We start from the raw sequence: 16,173 nt of genomic DNA, 5'->3' as shown, positions 1-16,173 counted from the left end.
ACCGGCGACGCGACCGGCCCCCGGCGCGAGGACGACTGGCGCCCCGGGGCCGCGTTCCGCTGAAGGCCGCCCGGTGCCTACGCCGCCTCCCCGATCGACCTGCCGCGCTTGACGATCCGGCCCTCCTGCATGACCAGCACCACGTTCGCCGGATCCCCGAGCAGCCCGATGTCGGCGACGGGATCGCCCTCGCACACCACGACATCGGCGATCTTCCCGGCCTCCACCGTGCCCAACGACTCGTCCAGGCCCAGCAGTTGGGCCGCGTGCAGGGTTCCCGCGCGGATGGCGTCCAGCGGTGACAGACCCAGCCCCACCATGTGGCCGAGCTCCCGGAGGTTGCGTCCGTGCGGAACGGCGCCCGCGTCCGTGCCGAGCGCCACCTTCACCCCGCGCCGCACCGCCTCGCTCAGCCGGTCCGTCGCCACCTCCGCCAACCGGGCCTTCTTCTCGAAGGCGGCGGCCGTGAAGCGGTCCCGCTCGACGTGGAAGGTCGACAGCGTCGGGACCAGGAACGCGCCCTTCTCCAGCATCAGATCGATGCCTTCGTCGTCGATGAGGTAGCCGTGTTCGACGCTGGTCACCCCGCCGCGCAGGGCGTTCTTGATGCCCACCGTCCCCTGTGCGTGCGCGGCGACCGGCCGGCCGCGGTGCCGGCGGGTCTCGTCCACGACCGTCGCGATCTCCTCCACGGTCAGGCCCTCGTCCTCGGGCTGGTCGCTCGGGCTGTTGACGCCACCGGTCGCGCAGACCTTGATGACGTCCGCGCCGTCGCGCAGCAACCGCCGTGTCGCCAGCTGGACTTGGCCGGGATCGTCGGCCAGCTCGCTGAACGGCTCCAGCAGGGCCGAGGGGTCGTAGCCGCTGGGCATGCTGAAGTCGGCGTGTCCGCCGGTGTGGCTCATCAGCCGCAGCGCGACATGCAGCCGGGGTCCCTCGATCAGGCCGAGCGCCACGGCGTCGCGGTAACCGGCGTCGATGCCGCCGAGATCGCGTGCCGTGGTGATTCCGGCGTGCAGGGTCTCGCGCATACGGCGGGCCCGTTCGAAGACGGTGACGGTGGGCCGGTTGGTCAGCAGCCTGCCGGTGAAGTCGGCGTTGCTGTCCATGAGGAAGTGCAGATGGCAGTCGAAGAACCCCGGCAGCAGGGTCCGTCCGCCGCAGTCGACGACCGTCGCCCCGTCCGTCTCGGGCCTCGCGTGCTCCGGTCCGGCGTAGGCGAACCTGCCGTCCTCCACGACCACGGCCGCCGACTCGACGGGCGGGCCTCCGGTGCCGTCGACCAGACGTACACCGGTGAACACGACAGGGGCCGACGGGCGACGTTCGCTGTTGGCAGGCATGACCCACCTGTATCCCGCACCGGCCGCACCCGGCATCCGCGTCGGTCCGTTGGCCGGGACACCGGGCCGAGGACACGGAGGCCCGTGCCGTCCGGGGCGGATCCACCCCGGACGGCACGGGCGGGTCACTCAGCGCGGCTGGGCGAGTTGCGCGGCGAGGAGGTGGGAGTCGAGCAGGGCGGTGTCGCTGGTGCGGGCGGCTTTCGCGTAGCCGGCGAGCATGCGTTTGGTCAGGACGAGTGCCTGTGGGGAGCGCCGGGCGAGGGGTCTGGTCCAGGCGGTGATGGCGTCGTCCAACTCGTCGAGGGGCGCGAACTTGTGGAGGAGCCCGAGGTGATGGGCGGTGGGGGCGTCGAACTCGTCGCAGGTGAGCAGGAGTTCACGGGTCCGCGCGGCACCGGCCTCCGTGATCAGACGCCCCATGGCGCCGCCCCAGGCGGGTGCGAGTCCGAGGCCGATCTCCGGCATGCGGAAGCGGCTGGTGTCCGCCCCCGCGCGCAGATCGCAGTGGACGGCGAGCGCGAGGCCGGCTCCGATGACCTTGCCGTGGAGCCGGGCGATGGTGACGGCATGGGTGTTCTCCAGCGCCTGGCACAGCCGGTGGGCCTTGTCCGCGATGCGCCGCAGCGAGGTCCCGGTCGGATCGCCGGCCAGCGCCTCCTGGTACTCCCGGCGGTCCGCTCCCAGACTGAAGTCCTCGCCCAGGGAGGAGAGCACCAGGATCTGGATGTCCGGCTTTTCGTGGAGGCCGTCGAGGACGGCGATGAGCCCGTCCAGGACCGCGGAGCTCAGGACGTCGTCGTCCTGAGCGGACGGGTTGAGCCGTACATGGAGGACGGACCCGGTCCGGACGAGGCTTACGGCGGCGGCGGGAGGTGCGGTCTCCGCGTCGTCCACGGGCTCCGGAACGGGGGCGGGCGCGGCCGGGCTGGAAATGGTTGGCGGGTTCATGTCAGAGAAACGTCCAGGTTCAGGAGTCGCCTGAACGCCACCCGGGGTGCCTGCGCGGGGCGGCGGACCAGGGTGAGTCTCGGCAGGCGGGCGATCATGCGGCTGAGCAGGGTCTGTGCCTCCAGCCGGGCCAGGGGTGCGCCCAGGCAGTAGTGGATGCCTCCACTGAAGGCCAGATGGGTCGGCTTGCGCCGGGGGGCGAAGGAGTCGGGGTCGGTGAACCGGGCGGGGTCGCGCTGGGCGGCGCCCACCATGAGGTGGACCATCTCCCCGGCCCGGACCTCGGTGCCCTCCAGGAGGCAGTCCTCGGAGGCGACCCGGCTGATGACGTGGGTGGGAGGGTCGTAGCGAAGGGTCTCCTCCACGAACTCGGGGACGAGGTCCGGGTGTTCGGCGAGCAGACTCCAGCGGCCGGGGTCCTCGACCAGCAGGAGAGTCATGGTCGACAGCAGTGTCGAGGTCGTCTCCAGGGCGGCCAGCAGGACGAACAGGGCGAGGAAGTAGACGGCTTCGTCGGCCTTGTCCCGGTCCGGTTCGAGCTCGTCCCAGGTGCGTATCCACCGGGAGACGGGATCGTCCCCGGGATGTCCGCGCCGGTCGCGGATCAGCTCCAGGAAGTAGGCGCGCAGCTCCACCATGGCGGCGTCGGAACGGGCCAGCTGGCTGGCGTTCGGGAGCAGCTCCTGGGTGAAGACCTGGTCGTGGGTCAGTTCACGCAGCCGGGGCCAGTCCGCGCTGGGCAGCCCGAGCCAGTCGCCGATGGTGGCCACCGGGAGCTCCTCGCTCACCAGTGCCGAGAAGTCGGCCTCTCCCTCGTGCAGGCGCTCGTGCAGAGTGTCGAGGAGCCGGTCGACGACCTGGCTCACCCGACGGCCGATCTGTTCGATGGTGGTGCGGTCGAAGGAACCGGCCGACCGCCGCACCCGGGTGTGCTCCGGAGGGTTGAGCGCCGGCATGGTCCGGCTGATCTCCCGTGCGGAGGGGGCGCTCCAGCGGGTGCGCGCGCCTTGCTGTGCCCGCCAGTTGGTGTCCGGTTCGAGCCACACGCCGTTGCGCAGTACCTGGTCGCAGGTGCCGTAGCTGGTCACGAGGTGACCGCCCCAGGGCGCGGGGCTGACTGAGCCGCGCGCCCTGAGTTCTGCGTAGATGGGGAAGGGATCGGCCTGTCCGTCAGCCGTCCGAAGACGGGAGAACAGGGAGACGGTGGCCCGACGGTCCGATGCCGGAGTCGTGACGCTTCCCACGATGGTGGCTCCTCTCTGCCAGCCGCCATCCGTACCCGTGGGGTGTTTGAATCATCCAATAACACAGTGCTTTCGTAGGGTTACTTACATCACTCGCCATTCACCCAGGCCCGGAAGCGGCTGAACATCCCGCCCTTGGGGCGCGGAGCGGCGTGGGCCGGCCGGCCGAAGGCGTTCGGCTGCGGTACGGCGGCGGGCGACTGGGCGAGCTGAGCGGGAGACGGCCGCGCCGGCCGGGCCTTGGCCGCGGACGGCACGGTGCGGGGGGTGTACCGGATGGGCACGGTCACCAGCTGGCGGCTCCACGGCGCCGGCACCCAGGAGAGTTCCTTGAAGGGGACCCGCATCTCGACGTCGGGCAGCCGGTTGAGGAGGGACTCGACGGCCGTGGCCGCGATCATGAACGCCGGGTCCTTGGCCGGGCACGCGTGCGGGCCCGCGCCGAAGGCCAGATGCGCCTTGGAGCTGAGCTGTTCGCGGTGCGCGGTCAGCTTGGGGTCGGTGTTGGCGGCGGCGAAAGAGATCAGGACCGGGTCGCCCGTGTGGAGCGTCCGGTCGCCCAACTCGACGTCCTGCGTGGGGTAGTGGGCCGCGTAGTTGGCGATCGGGGCGTAGTTCCACAGCGTCTTGACGACCGCGTCCTCGACCGGCAGACCGCTCGGCCAGTCGTCGCTGAGGTACAGCGCGGCACTGGTGCCGATCGAGGCCGCCAGGGGCGCGGTCCCACCGGAGAGCAGGGTCACCAGCTGGTGCAGCACCTCCTCGTCGGTCAGCCGGGAGGAGTGCACCATCAGTCGGGTGGTGAGGTCCTCGCCGGGCTGCCGGCGCTTGAGGGCGATCAGTTCGGCGAGCGCGCCGCCCAGGGTCTCGTCGGCACCCGGGGTGCCCTGGAAGATCCCGGTGATCCCGGCGATCACGCGGTCGCCGAGCTCGGGCGGGCAGCCGAACAGCTCACCGAAGACCAGCAGGGGCAGCGGCTGGGCGTAGGCGGACATCAGCTCTGCCTGGCCGAGGGCCTCGGAGCTGAACTGGCTGATCAGGTAGTCGGCCGACTGCTGCGTCAGCCGGACGATCCGGCTCTGGTCGACGGTCGCGAGACTGTCCGTGACCGCCTGCCGCAGCCGGGCGTGCGCCGCGCCGTCGCTGAACAGGGCGTTGGGCCGGTAGCCCATCATGGGCAGGGCCGGGCTGTCCGCGGGTATCTCCCCCGCGTTCAGGGCGTTCCAGCGGCGCGAGTCCCGTACGAACAGGGTCGGGTTCTGCAGGATGTACAGACTGGCGTCGTAACTGGTGACCAGCTCGACCTCGACGTCCGGCGCGATGTCGACCGGGGCGCTGGGCCCCAGCGTGCGCAGCTGGGTGTACATGCTCTCGGGGTCGGAGCCGAAGTCGGACCCGTACAGCGGGACGTTGCCGTGCGCGGGGCAACCGGCCGGTGCCCCGGACGGGTCGAAGGGCTGTTGCATGCTGGCTCCTAGCCGAGTGAGGACAAGAGATGCTTCACGAGCGTGATGAGTGCCTGCATCGAGGAGTCCTGGTCACGGACGTCGCAGTGGATGACCGGGGTGTCCTCGGAGATGTTGAGCGCCTCGCACACTTCGTCGAGCGGGAACTCGTGCTTCCCCTCGAAGGTGTTGACGCCGATGACGTAGGGCAGGCCGAACGCCTCGACCAGGTCGAGGACGGGGAACGTCTCCTCCAGCCGCTCGGGGTCCGCCAGGACCAGCGCCCCCAGCGCTCCCCGGGACAGCCCCTCCCACATCTGCTTGAACCGCTCCTGCCCGGGGGTTCCGAAGATGTAGAGGACCAGGTCCTCGCCGAGGGTGAGCCGCCCGAAGTCCATCGCCACGGTCGTGGTCGTCTTGTCCGGGGTCTCGGAGAGGTCGTCGAGACCCTCGCTGGCCTCGGTGATCTCCTCCTCGGTCTGCAGCGGCTCTATCTCGGAGACACTTCCGATGTACGTGGTCTTCCCGACCGCGAAGTGGCCCACGACCAGGATCTTCACGGAGCGGGAGACGTCGGGATCCAGATACACGGGACTACGCTCCGGTTCGAATTCGCATCAGGCCGTCGAGCACGGCGGTCAGCAGGACGGGATCATGGCGTTCGGCGTGGGGCACCGGATTGCGCACATGGATCAGGCCGTCCTCTGCCATCTGCGCCAGCAGAATGCGGACGATGCCCAGGGGCAGCCGGGTGTGGGCCGCGACCTCGGCGACCGAGAGGAAGCCGTCCGCGATCAGATCCATGACCGTACGGGCTTCCGGGGACAGCGTCCGGGCCGCGGCCACGGCACCGTCCTGGGCCGTGATGATCGTGGTGTGCTCGTACTCGCTCTCCCGTGGCAGCGCGCGACCCTGCGCGATGACGAAGAGTGGGACTAATGGAGCCGTCAGCTCCAGCTCGCCGTCCAGTTCGTCACTCATCGCCCGTCCTTCCTCCCCGCGGGGCCGACCCGGCGGTCAGCGCCGGCATCGTGTCTCCCAGACGTACGGTGAACTCCTCGATGTCACAGCCGTGTTCGGCCGCTGCCGCGAGGAACGCTCCCTCGCCGGCCGCGATCAGGAACACCCAGCCGTGCTCGAACTCGATGACCGTCTGCATCCATTCGTCGTCCTGCTGCCCGCCCGCGAACGGCGCGGTCGCCCGGCTGTAGGCGTGGATGCCCGTCATGGCCGCCGAGATCGTGTCCGCGAGATTCCTGCCGATCCCCGAACTCGCCCCGCGCGGCAGACCGTCCGCGCCCAGCAGCAGCGCGTGCAGGGCGCCCGGCACCGACGCCACCGCTTTGTCCAGCTCCGCGAGCAGGAAGACCGCCCCGCCCCCGACGTCCTGCGTCGACGGGCGGTCGTCCCCGCTCTGCGCCGCGTCACCGCCGGTCACCCGCGCCGGAACCGTGAGGTTGTTGCCCAGCCGGGAGACCAGCCGGTTCATCCGGAACGAGAGCTGCTCCATGTCCACGTCGGGCTCCGCGGCGGCGGCCAGGTAGGCACCCTGCCCGGCCCCGATCAGGAACACCCAGCCGTGCTGGAACTCGATGACCGTCTGGATCCACTGCCGGTCCCGGGCCAGTCCGGCGAAGTGGGCGGTGGCCCGGCTGAGCGACTGCATCCCCGCCATGGCCGCGGAGATGGTCCGCACGTCCTGGCCGGTCAGGTCGTCCGTGGACCCGCGCGGCACGCCGTCCGCGGACAGCACCACGGCGTGCCGTGCTCTCGGCACGTTGTCCACGATGTCCTGGACCATCCAGGACAGGTCTGCTGTACTCATGCGTTTTCGGACCCTCCGGGCGTCGGAATGTCGAAGGAGGCCGTGTCACGCGCGGACTGAGTACCGCGCTGCAGGGCCGCCAGGCTGCCGGTGCCGCGCCGGGCACTGCGCCGGGGTGCCTGCTCCGTACCGGTGGTGACACCGGTGGGCGAGATACGGGAGCCACGCTTCGGCAGCCCGCCCGCCGTACGCGCCGACCGCCCGGTCTCCATCGGCCGGATGCTGCTCACGGGCGCCTCGGTGGCCGGCGGCAGGGTCTCCTCCATGGTCCACAGCTCCTCGGGCAGTAGGACGACGGCTCGGACGCCGCCGTACCGGGAGACACCGGTGACATCCACCGTGAAGCCGTGCTGACGGGCGATCAGACCGATGACGGGGAAGCCGAACTTCGGCTGGGTGCCCAGCTGGGACAGCCGGGGGAGGCCCTCGCCGGACAGCAGCGCGCTCGCCCGCTGCCGGTCCTCGTCGCCCATGCCGACGCCGGCGTCGTCGATGACGATGCACAGGTTCTTCTGGGCCTGGCGGAAGGTGACCTCGATCGGGGCGTCCGCCTGGGAGAAACTGGCGGCGTTGTCGAGGAGTTCGGCCACGGCCAGGGCGACCGGCGCGACGGCCGAGGCCTTCAGCGCGATGCCGCTGGGCTGCATGATCTCGACCCGCTGGAAGTTGCGGATCTGGCTCTGGGCGCTGCGGACGACGTCGTAGACGCTGGCGGGCTGGTTGCGGCGGCCCAGCGGCGCGCCGCACATGACGGCGATGCCCTGCGCCTTGCGGGCCATCTGGGCGTTGGCGTGGGTGATGTCCATCAGGTCGGAGAGGACCGCATGGCCGCCGTACTCGCGCTGGACCCCGTCCAGCAGGGTGGTCTGCTCGGCCGCGAGGCTCTGCAGGAAGCGGGCGGCGCCCTTGAGGACCGACTTGGTGTTCTCCTCGGCGGCCTGCTCCGCCTCGCGGATGACACCGTCCTGCTCGTCCCGCAGTGTGGTCAAGGTGGCCTGGGCGCGGTCGAGTTCACCCTGTGCGTAGCGCAGCCGCGCCTCCATCGAGGCCTCGGATTCCTTCTTCCTCCTGCCCAGGGCTCTGCTGCGGAGCACGAGCGCCACGACTGCGGCTACGGCTGTCACCGCTATCGCAACCAGGCACCAAAGAAGCACGTCTTGAGTCATGGAAACCTTTCCCGGCGCGTGGCACGCAGGCGTCATCGGGTACGCCTTGCAAGGATCCGCAACCCGTCCAGGGGACTGCATGACTGATCGACGCGGAGAGCTGACCGCGTTCAGACTCAAGGCCTGACCAAATGTGGATCAAGGTCGCAGACGGCGGAATGCTATCACCGTCAACCGTGGGTATCGGAGGTCACTCCACCGGGTTTCACGGAGTTAACACGCCTGCTGCGTAAGGGGTGTTGACCCTACCGGGGCACCGAGGACACCTGCGCCGCCGGATCGGTGAGCGGCGGACGTGCTCCGCCGGGCGGAGTGGTCACGCAGAGCGCCACGGTGAGGGGCCGGATTCCGCTCAGGCGTTGTTCTCCCGGGTCCTCGTCGAGTGGCGGCCAGATCGTTATCAGGTCCCGCTCCAGCAGCGTCTCCGCGGCCTGGACGCGCCAGCGGACGGTGCGGTCGCTGAGCTGGAGCCGGTCTCCGGCCGCCTCGGAATCGAATTCGGCGAGCACCCAGGCGCGCACGGTCTGCAGGAGGTCGCGGCTGTCCGTCGCCAGGGGGCGCAACAGCTTCTCCGCCCAGGCCCGGACAGGGGTCACCCCGAGGACGTCGTCGAGCGAGACCTCGCGGTACGGCGACGGGTCGGCGCCGTGGGTGGCGACGATCTGGATCGCCAGCGAGACCACGACGCGATCGAGGGTGCGTTCGGGGACGAAGCCGAGAGCGGCGAAGACCTTCGCGACGCGACGCTGGAGCGTGTTGCGGTGGATCCGGATGATGCGCGACGCCTTGGTGGTCTTGAACTCCAGCGCCATGGCCACAGAGCTGAGGATCTGCATACCGCCGGTCGCCGTCAGCACGGGGTGCAGCACCCTGCTCGCCCAGGCCCGGGCGAGATCGGCCGGGAGTATGTCGGCGAGACCGAGGGCCTTCGCCTTGTTCACGATCATCTTCTCGGTCCGGTACTCGGTGCGGCCGAGCGCTTCGAGCGCCTCCGTGTAGGCGGCCCCCACGTTCGCCATCGGGTAGGGGCTGCTGCCGCCGACGCTGACGTGGGCTCCGTCGAAGGTGGTGAGAAGCCGGCCGATCTCCTGCTCGGGGTCGTGCTCGGTGTGCACGGGAACGACGTTGATGATGTGCTCGGGGTAGGCGGGGCAGCGGACCGGAAGCGTGGTGTCGCCCAGGTCCTTCTCCATCTCCGCGAGGACCAGGTCGCGGTGGGCGGAGCCGCAGTTGATGATGAAGATCCGTGCCTCTTCGCTGTCGAGCAGGCCGGGCGACACACCGGCCATCACGCGCTGGGCGTCGGTGACATGACCGGTCATCAGCAGCTGGAACACCGACAGGCGGATTTCGGTGAGGGCCTGTCTGAAGTCCGGCTCGTCCAGCCGTCCCGACGGCAGCAACGCCAGGGTGAGCGCGTTCGCCGCATGGGAGACGAGCGCCCGTTCGCCGGCCCCGGAAGGGTCCTTCAGCGCGACCGCGAGGAACTGGTCCCTGTTGCCGAGGAGTTCGACCCGGGCGAACAGGCCGGCGGGAGTGGTGAGTTGGCGGCGGTCCGGGTTCGTCAGCACCGAGGCCAGCGCGATGGGTGCCGTCGGAGGAGCCGCCGCGAGTATCTTCCCGCGTGAACTGATGACGACCTCCGCCGCGAGTTCCCGCGACAGCAGGTCGGCGATGCTCTGGACGACGTCGGCGGTGGGTGCGCGGAGCTGGTCGAACAGCGAGCTGAGCCGGGCGGCGTGCTGCTGGAGGGCGACGACGCTCATCTCGGTGACCCGGCCGGCCAGGTCGGTCTTCCACTGGTGCAGCGTCCGGTTGGAGGCCAGCAGCGGTATTCCGTAGTGCGAGGCCCCGGCCCGGGCGGCGTCCAGGGCGTCGCCGGAGAGGGCGCCGGTGATGACCACACCTGCCGCGCGACCGCCGGCGAGGGTGGAGAACAGACGGTCACTGTCTCTCAGAAAGCTGATGTCGGAGACTATCAATACCCTTTCGATATTCTCCCCTATCCAGTCGGTATCGGATAAAAGCCGTACGGATCGGACCTCTCGGTCGGCGATGCCGCCGGAACTCGCGGAAAGCCCGAGCTCCGGTATGTTCACAAGCTGCCGAAGGCCGATCATGAGGTAAACACCATCCTTTATCTATAGCAGCTCACCGGGCGTATTCCGTTCACGCTCCTGCAGCGGGGAGAAGAGTACGCCGACATGGGCCGGGCAATGCATGAATGGGCCGGGCTTGGCCGCGACGGTGGAAACCGGAGCGCTGAGGTCCCACAGCGCGTCGACCGCGTTCTCGATCGCGGCCTCCGCGATCGAGGTGGCCAGACCCGGAGCCGGGCAGCGGTGCATTCCGGCCGACCACGCGAGATGGCTGCGATCCAGCGCGTCACCCCGTCCCGGCCGGCCGGGATCCAGCCCGGTGGCCGCGTGACTGACCAGGACCGGCACTCCCAGGGGAACCCGCACGCCGTACACGGTCTTGGGCCGGCGGGCGTAGTGCACCGAGGAGTTCGCCACCGGGCAGCGCAGGGAGAGGGTCTCGTTCATGGCCGTGCGAAGAGTCACCGCGCCGCCGACCAGCCGGCTCGCGTAGGCCGGCTCGGTCAGCAGGGCGTGGAGGGTGGATCCGATCCAGGCGGCGGTGGGCGCGACCCCCAGCACGATCAGCGACGCCAGCAGGCCGACGGCCTCCTGGTCGCTGAGGGCGGCGGGGTGGGCCAGCAGGAACGACGTCAGATCCGTACCGGGGGCTCTCCGCTTCGCCGCGACCGTGTCCCGGAGGATGCCGGCCAGGTCGGTCCAGCCCAGCGTGGCGTCGGGTGCCGCGGAGGTGAGGGTGTGCACCGCGCTGCTCAGGGGGTCCGCCGTCCCGGGTGGGCAGCCCAGCAGTTCGGTGAAGGCGAGGGCGACGACCGGCTCCGCGTACTCCCGCATCAGATCCGCGTGGCCGCGGGCGGCGAAGCGGTGGATGAGCGTGCGGGAGTCCCGGTGCACACGGGCCCGTATCTCGTGCACGTCGATACCGGCGAGGCACTCCTCCAGCGCCCGCCGCAACCGCTCGTGGACGCGGCCCTCGGCATGCTGGACGCCGGGTACCACCATGAACGCGAGTTCGGCGGGGATGCGGTTCTCCGCGACCGCGTTCCAGTGCCCCGGGTCCCTGGTGAAGTCGGGGTCGGCGAGGAGCGCGCGGGCGGCGGTCCAGCCCGTGACGACCAGGGCGTGCACCCCCTCGGTGATCTCGGCCCAGGCCACCGGGCCGGCGGCCCGCAACCGGTCGTAGGCGTCCTGAGGCCGCTCGCGGAAGTCGTCGCCGAACAGCCGCGGTGCGGGGTGATGAGTGCTCATGTCGCGCTCCTCATCGGCCGGAGTATGTCCGCGACGAGCGCGATCAGGCCGGTCTTGGCGGATTCGAGACGGCGCGCGTCGAGGTGGACCACGGGCCGGTCCGGCGGCAGGGACAGCGCGTCGCGCAGCACCGCCTCGTCGTAGGAAGGAGCGCCGGCGAACGTGTTGATGGCGATGACGTAGGGGACGTCGGCCTCTTCGAGGAGTCCGATCGACTCGAAGGACTCCTCGATACGACGGGTGTCGACGAGGACGAGACCACCCAGAGCTCCGTCGAGGAGAGAGCGGATCATGTCCGCGAACCTCGGCTGCCCGGGCGCGCCGAACAGGTAGACGACGATCCCGCCGCCGAGCGTGCGCCTGCCGAAGTCCATGGCGACGGTCGTCGTGGATTTCGTGGCGACATTCAATTCGTCGACCATTTGGCCTGCCCGGGTCAGGCGTTCCTCCGTGCGCAGCGGCGCGATTTCCGAAATCGCACCGATATAGCTGGTTTTCCCGACTCCGAACGCCCCGAGAACGACGATCTTCACTGACCGCGTTCCGGCCGGGAGATAAGGGTGGCTAGAGGCGTTCGAGACCATGGAGCACTCTTTCGAGGAATTCGGCCTCGTGGCGCTGCGCCACGGGAACGAAGGGATCGGCTGCCAGCAGATGGCCGCTCGCCACCAACTCGGCGACCAGAGTGCGGACGACACCTCCCGGCATGTGCAGATGGGCCGCGACGTCCGCCACCGAGAGCACACCCGGCGCGCACAGCGCCATGACGCGCTGGGCCTGGGCCCGTAACCCGCGGCACTTCACCAGGGGATCGACCGACAGCAGGGTGGCCAGGTCCACGTGGACGGTCGGCGGTGCGGGATCCGAACCGATGACCGTGTAGGAGCGAACGACGCCGCGGCGCGAGTGACCCGCGGCGGAGACCGGGCTCACGCCCGGTGCGGTTTGCGATCCCTGGACGCCAGGAACGGCTCCAGCGCCTTGGTCAGCTTCAACGCCTTCGACAGCGCGAGCTGGGTGTTCGGGTGGACCACACCGCCCTCGACGGCGAGGGCGAGACCGCTGTTCCGGCCGGCCGTCAGCACCAGAACGGTGTACGTGCCGAAGTCGATCGTCTGCACGCGGGGTGCGGGCAGGGTTCCCGGGGCCGTATGACAGAACTCCGCGAAGTTGCGCTGCAGGGAGTACAGGCCCGCGACCACGGCGCAGGACCGCTCCATCGCCTCACGGCCGAGGCCGTCGGCGGAGGCCAGCGGCATCCCGTCGGACGAGAACAGCACGGCGGAGACCACACCTTCCCCTAACAGGGCGTTGAGTTGGGGGCTCAGGTCGGCCGTGTCGGCCGTCGCGTGCTGGTACCCAGTCATTCCGGGAGTCGCCCTTCCGTGGTGTGCTCGGTGCCGAATCCCTCGGCCAGGATGTGGCTGATCTGTTCGAACCCCTTGGTGAGTGCCGCTGCCTCGGGGTCGCTGAGCGTGTGCTGTCGAGGTGTCATGTCCTGGGTCCGGGCACGACGCGGCTGCCGCTTGGGCAGGGCATGGGCGCGCGCCGGACTCGTGCCGGCCTTGCTCTCCTGCGAGGGCGGCATGGCCGGAGAGCTGTGCTCGGGCGACACGGCCGCGGCGGGCAGCACGGCCGGAGCGTGGTGCGCCGGCACCGGAATCGGCTCCTCGTGCCAGCCGAACCACGGCGGAACCGGGATCGTCTCCGTGTCCGACGCCGACGCCACCGGAGGCGGCACGGGCCGCAACTGGGCGACCGGCGGCACCGACCCCGCGCGGAGGGCGGAGTTGTCCGCGTCCGCCTCCGTGGCCAGACGCTCCGCCGGGATCAGAAGATCCGCGCGGACGCCGCCCGAGGCGGACGGCGACAGCGACACCCGCAGGTCGTACTGGTGGATCAGCCGCCCGATGATCAGGAACCCGAGCGAGAACGGCTCGGCGAGCGCGGTCACATCCGCACCGCCCGAGGCCAGCGCCTCCTCCGCCCGCTCCAGCTGCAGCGGACTCATGCCCAGGCCGCTGTCCTCCACGGTGATGCGGATACCGGCCCGCACCCGCTGCACATACGTGGAGGCCTTCTCCCCCGAATAGGCCGTGGCGTTGTCGAGCAGCTCCGTCAGCGCCACGATCACCGGCTCGACGATCAGACCTTCGACCAGTACGTCGGCGGTCTCGGCCTGGAAGGTGTACTCGACCGCGTCGAAGTGGTGGATGTGCCCGCGGGCACTCTCGATGATCTCCAGGACGGAGCAGTTCGCACGCTGCACACCGGGCCAGGAGTTGGCGAGGATCCTCAGGCGCTGCACGGTGTGGCCGGCCAGCGTGACCGCGTGGTCGATCTTCGCCAGCGCCCGGGAGGTGGTGCTGCCCGCGACCGTGCCCTGATCCTCGTCGGCGTCGAGTGCCGCGTCGATGTCCCGCTGCGCCCGCGTCAGGCCGGCCTGGATCTCCTCCGCGGCCACCCGCACACCGGCACCGGCCGATTCCTCGGCCTGACGCCGTACGTCCGCCGCGGTCTTCCGCAACAGCGTGTCGAGTGCGCTGAGATATCCGGCGATCTCCGAGCCCTCAAGGGAGTCGTGACGCAGCCCCGGCCGGTGCAGCACCGGGACTCCGCGGATCTCCTGGACCACGGCGGGCAGCCGCTGCTCCACGAAGTGCTCGACTTCGCCGATCACCAGCTGCGCGTACTGCCAGCTGCCGAAGGCCTCGTCACGGGCCTGTTTGAGCTGCCGTTCCCACTGGGCGCAGATCTCGTCCATCTCCGCGGTCTCGGCGTCGCGGCGCAACTCCGCGTCCCGCAGCGCGACTTCCGCCTCCCGCAGCCGGGTCCGGGCGGCCTTCAGACGCCGCGCGTTTCTCCGTCGGCCCGGAAGCAGCGCCGCCCATGTCGCCACCGCCGCCACCGCCGCACTGGACGCACCCACCGCCGCTTCGATCAAACCGGTCACAGGAATCTGGCCATCCTCAGGAGGGAGCTGTGGCGTGCGGGTCAGGCGGCCTCTCCCAGGCCGTGCGGGAAGAAGGCGAGGAACCGGCAGCCGGCCATCGAACTCGGGTAGTGCACACTCCCGGGCTTGCCCGAGATGACCGAGCCCTTCGGCCAGGCCGTGTGACCGTCGTGGAACTCGCCGTCCAGGATGACCAGATGCTCCCAGCGGTGATGCAGGTCCTCACCGGCGTTGGCGCCGGGGGCCATGACGTACTCCTGGATGACGGAGGGATCCTCCGGGGCGGCTTCCTTGATCGTCTTGACGGTGATGAACTCGGTCAGGGCGGTCGCAGGCATGTCGTGCGTCGAGGTGACGCTGAAACCAGGAAGCATGCTGTTCCTTCACGTTGGTGTGCGGCCGGGGTGGGATCCCACCGACGGGCGGCCAACCCCTGTATGGCCGCCCGGCCTTGGGAACATATGAGCCGTCACACGGGCCCCGCCAGCCCACGAGTGCACCATTTCGACGGCTCCTCATTGCCGCGGCGCACCAGGCCGACCCCTTCATTGCCACCGTGCACCATTGGGCGTCTCGGCGTTGCCACGGTGCACCGCGGGGCGGACAAGGTCGGACGGCGGCGGGGCAGTTCGAACGCGAAGAGTCCGAGGACACTGAGGGATGCACACACGCACCGGCAGCTGTTTGTGGCCAGGTGCGGACGCTGTCGGGCCGAGGCGACAGCCGTCGCGGCAACGGCCGGGGCCGCCACCCCCCACAGGAGAGGCCCCGGCCGTCGCGCGGCACGGGCCGCGCGGCGGCCCGTACTCTCTACAGCGTCAGGAGTGCGTTTTCTGTCACACCGCACGCCGAAGCAAGTAGTTGCAGCTTGTACGGACATGGACGAGGAGCAGTTTCAGGTCGTAACGTGCCTTTCGCGCCGGAGGGCGGCCGCGACCAACAAATTCGAGGGACCACGTGCTGGGGGACGACGCGGAGCTGACCGCCGCGGTGCTTGCGGCACAGGACGGGGACGAGACCGCGTTCCGGACTGTGTACCGCACGGTGCACCCACGGTTGCTCGGATACGTACGGACGCTGGTCGGCGAACCGGACTCCGAGGACGTCGCGTCCGAGGCCTGGCTGCAGATCGCCCGTGACCTGGACCGCTTCAGCGGGGACGCGGACCGGTTCAGAGGATGGGCGGCCCGGATCGCCCGCAACCGCGCCCTGGACCACATACGGATGCGTGGCCGCCGCCCCGCGACAGTCGCCGACGAGACCGAGCTCACCGGCCGCGCCGCCGAGTCCGACACGGCCGTGGAGGCCATCGAGGCGCTGGCCACCGGCCGCACCCTCTCCCTCATCGCCCAGCTGCCGCAGGACCAGGCCGAGGCCGTCGTCCTGCGGGTGGTGATGGGCCTCGATGCCAAGACCGCCGCGGAGACCCTCGGCAAGCGGCCCGGCGCCGTCCGCACGGCCGCGCACCGCGGTCTGAAACGGCTCGCGGAACTGCTCGGCGGCGACCCGGAATCGGCCGCGGCCCTCGATGCCCTGCCACCCCAGCGAGACCCGCGCGACCGCGCGGTGACGTCCGCCACTGTGACGGATACGCGCGCGCGGACGCAGAAGGACATGTGATGGCCGACGAGCGCTCTGCTTTGCCGGGGGACGCCCCCCGGACCCCCGGCCGATGGCTGGACCGCGAAACCGCTGAGCTCCTGCTGCGCGGCGAGTCCCTCGAAGCCGTCGACCCGGCCGCCCGGGACCAGGCCGAACGGCTCGCCAGGACCCTTGGCGCGCTGTCCGTGGAACCCACCTCGGGCAAGACCGAACTCCCGGGCGAGGAAGCCGCGTTGGCCGCCTTCCGGGCGGCGCGCACCGGCAACGATGTCGAGCGGTCCGCCCTCGGCAGGCCCG

At 70.4% G+C, this 16,173-nt stretch carries 16 protein-coding genes and 1 pseudogene; 2 read left to right on the top strand and 15 right to left on the bottom strand.

The features are described 5' to 3' along the window. Positions 1-77: 77 nt before the first annotated feature. From R6V09_RS26050 to R6V09_RS25980, 15 genes are all read right to left on the bottom strand, one after another. Positions 78-1,343 carry an amidohydrolase family protein gene (locus R6V09_RS26050; protein WP_317883851.1) on the bottom strand — a complete coding sequence of 422 codons (1,266 nt, stop codon included), beginning with the start codon at positions 1,341-1,343 and terminating at the stop codon, positions 78-80. A 129-nt stretch (positions 1,344-1,472) separates the two neighbouring features. Further along, entirely contained in the window at positions 1,473-2,294 is an 822-nt protein-coding gene (locus R6V09_RS26045) for an enoyl-CoA hydratase/isomerase family protein (RefSeq protein WP_317883850.1), read from the bottom strand. Beyond that, the gene (locus tag R6V09_RS26040; RefSeq protein ID WP_317883849.1) at positions 2,291-3,538 is read right to left on the bottom strand and encodes a cytochrome P450; all 1,248 of its coding nucleotides are present in this window, start codon (positions 3,536-3,538) and stop codon (positions 2,291-2,293) included. The genes R6V09_RS26045 and R6V09_RS26040 overlap by 4 nt, the downstream gene beginning before the upstream one ends. Before the next feature lie 89 nt (positions 3,539-3,627). Then, entirely contained in the window at positions 3,628-5,004 is a 1,377-nt protein-coding gene (locus R6V09_RS26035) for a cytochrome P450 (protein WP_317883848.1), read from the bottom strand. 8 nt (positions 5,005-5,012) lie between these two features. Further along, entirely contained in the window at positions 5,013-5,573 is a 561-nt protein-coding gene (locus tag R6V09_RS26030; protein ID WP_317883847.1) for a GTP-binding protein, read from the bottom strand. Positions 5,574-5,577: 4 nt separating this feature from the next. Further along, positions 5,578-5,964, bottom strand: a complete 387-nt coding sequence (locus R6V09_RS26025) for a DUF742 domain-containing protein (protein ID WP_317883846.1) — start codon at positions 5,962-5,964, stop codon at positions 5,578-5,580. Next, complete coding sequence (locus R6V09_RS26020; RefSeq protein WP_317883852.1) at positions 5,957-6,784, bottom strand: roadblock/LC7 domain-containing protein; 828 nt, start codon at positions 6,782-6,784, stop codon at positions 5,957-5,959. Before R6V09_RS26020 ends, R6V09_RS26025 begins: the two co-directional genes overlap by 8 nt. A 20-nt stretch (positions 6,785-6,804) precedes the next feature. Further along, a complete protein-coding gene (locus R6V09_RS26015; RefSeq protein WP_317883845.1) occupies positions 6,805-7,974 on the bottom strand; it encodes an ATP-binding protein in 1,170 nt (389 codons plus the stop codon). Between the two features lie 245 nt (positions 7,975-8,219). After that, a complete protein-coding gene (locus R6V09_RS26010) occupies positions 8,220-9,956 on the bottom strand; it encodes a hypothetical protein (RefSeq protein WP_317883844.1) in 1,737 nt (578 codons plus the stop codon). 159 nt (positions 9,957-10,115) lie between these two features. Next, positions 10,116-11,321, bottom strand: a complete 1,206-nt coding sequence (locus R6V09_RS26005) for a cytochrome P450 (protein ID WP_317883843.1) — start codon at positions 11,319-11,321, stop codon at positions 10,116-10,118. Next, positions 11,318-11,905 (bottom strand): GTP-binding protein, encoded by a 588-nt coding sequence (locus tag R6V09_RS26000; RefSeq protein WP_317883842.1) that lies wholly within the window; start codon positions 11,903-11,905, stop codon positions 11,318-11,320. Before R6V09_RS26000 ends, R6V09_RS26005 begins: the two co-directional genes overlap by 4 nt. Then, positions 11,886-12,254, bottom strand: a complete 369-nt coding sequence (locus R6V09_RS25995) for a DUF742 domain-containing protein (RefSeq protein WP_317883841.1) — start codon at positions 12,252-12,254, stop codon at positions 11,886-11,888. Before R6V09_RS25995 ends, R6V09_RS26000 begins: the two co-directional genes overlap by 20 nt. Further along, on the bottom strand, positions 12,251-12,688 hold the full coding sequence (locus tag R6V09_RS25990; RefSeq protein WP_317883840.1) for a roadblock/LC7 domain-containing protein: 438 nt from the start codon (positions 12,686-12,688) through the stop codon (positions 12,251-12,253). The genes R6V09_RS25995 and R6V09_RS25990 overlap by 4 nt, the downstream gene beginning before the upstream one ends. Further along, positions 12,685-14,274, bottom strand: coding sequence for an ATP-binding protein (locus R6V09_RS25985; RefSeq protein WP_317883839.1), 1,590 nt, complete (start codon positions 14,272-14,274; stop codon positions 12,685-12,687). Before R6V09_RS25985 ends, R6V09_RS25990 begins: the two co-directional genes overlap by 4 nt. 41 nt (positions 14,275-14,315) lie before the next feature. Next, positions 14,316-14,648: a cupin domain-containing protein gene (locus R6V09_RS25980; protein ID WP_317883838.1), complete on the bottom strand. Its 333-nt coding sequence runs from the start codon at positions 14,646-14,648 to the stop codon at positions 14,316-14,318. A gap of 583 nt (positions 14,649-15,231) precedes the next feature. Between R6V09_RS25980 and R6V09_RS25975 the strand changes: the two genes are divergently transcribed. Both R6V09_RS25975 and R6V09_RS25970 read left to right on the top strand, forming a co-directional pair. Then, positions 15,232-15,894: an RNA polymerase sigma factor gene (locus R6V09_RS25975; protein ID WP_317883837.1), complete on the top strand. Its 663-nt coding sequence runs from the start codon at positions 15,232-15,234 to the stop codon at positions 15,892-15,894. Next, positions 15,894-16,173: pseudogene (locus R6V09_RS25970) on the top strand (hypothetical protein); the annotation flags it as partial. The gene R6V09_RS25975 and the pseudogene R6V09_RS25970, both read left to right, overlap by 1 nt.

This window comes from Streptomyces sp. W16, assembly GCF_033194735.1.
GTDB lineage: Bacteria > Actinomycetota > Actinomycetes > Streptomycetales > Streptomycetaceae > Streptomyces.
Note: the sequence above shows the minus strand (reverse complement) of the source record. Positions and strands in the feature narration are given on the sequence as shown.

Excerpts from the sequence above, each read along its gene's own strand:
- R6V09_RS26050 (WP_317883851.1), bottom strand. The coding sequence starts at position 1,343 with ATGCCTGCCAACAGCGAACGTCGCCCGTCGGCCCCTGTCGTGTTCACC.
- R6V09_RS26045 (WP_317883850.1), bottom strand. The coding sequence starts at position 2,294 with ATGAACCCGCCAACCATTTCCAGCCCGGCCGCGCCCGCCCCCGTTCCG.
- R6V09_RS26035 (WP_317883848.1), bottom strand. The coding sequence starts at position 5,004 with ATGCAACAGCCCTTCGACCCGTCCGGGGCACCGGCCGGTTGCCCCGCG.
- R6V09_RS26025 (WP_317883846.1), bottom strand. The coding sequence starts at position 5,964 with ATGAGTGACGAACTGGACGGCGAGCTGGAGCTGACGGCTCCATTAGTC.
- R6V09_RS26020 (WP_317883852.1), bottom strand. The coding sequence starts at position 6,784 with ATGGTCCAGGACATCGTGGACAACGTGCCGAGAGCACGGCACGCCGTG.
- R6V09_RS26015 (WP_317883845.1), bottom strand. The coding sequence starts at position 7,974 with ATGACTCAAGACGTGCTTCTTTGGTGCCTGGTTGCGATAGCGGTGACA.
- R6V09_RS26005 (WP_317883843.1), bottom strand. The coding sequence starts at position 11,321 with ATGAGCACTCATCACCCCGCACCGCGGCTGTTCGGCGACGACTTCCGC.
- R6V09_RS26000 (WP_317883842.1), bottom strand. The coding sequence starts at position 11,905 with ATGGTCTCGAACGCCTCTAGCCACCCTTATCTCCCGGCCGGAACGCGG.
- R6V09_RS25990 (WP_317883840.1), bottom strand. The coding sequence starts at position 12,688 with ATGACTGGGTACCAGCACGCGACGGCCGACACGGCCGACCTGAGCCCC.
- R6V09_RS25980 (WP_317883838.1), bottom strand. The coding sequence starts at position 14,648 with ATGCTTCCTGGTTTCAGCGTCACCTCGACGCACGACATGCCTGCGACC.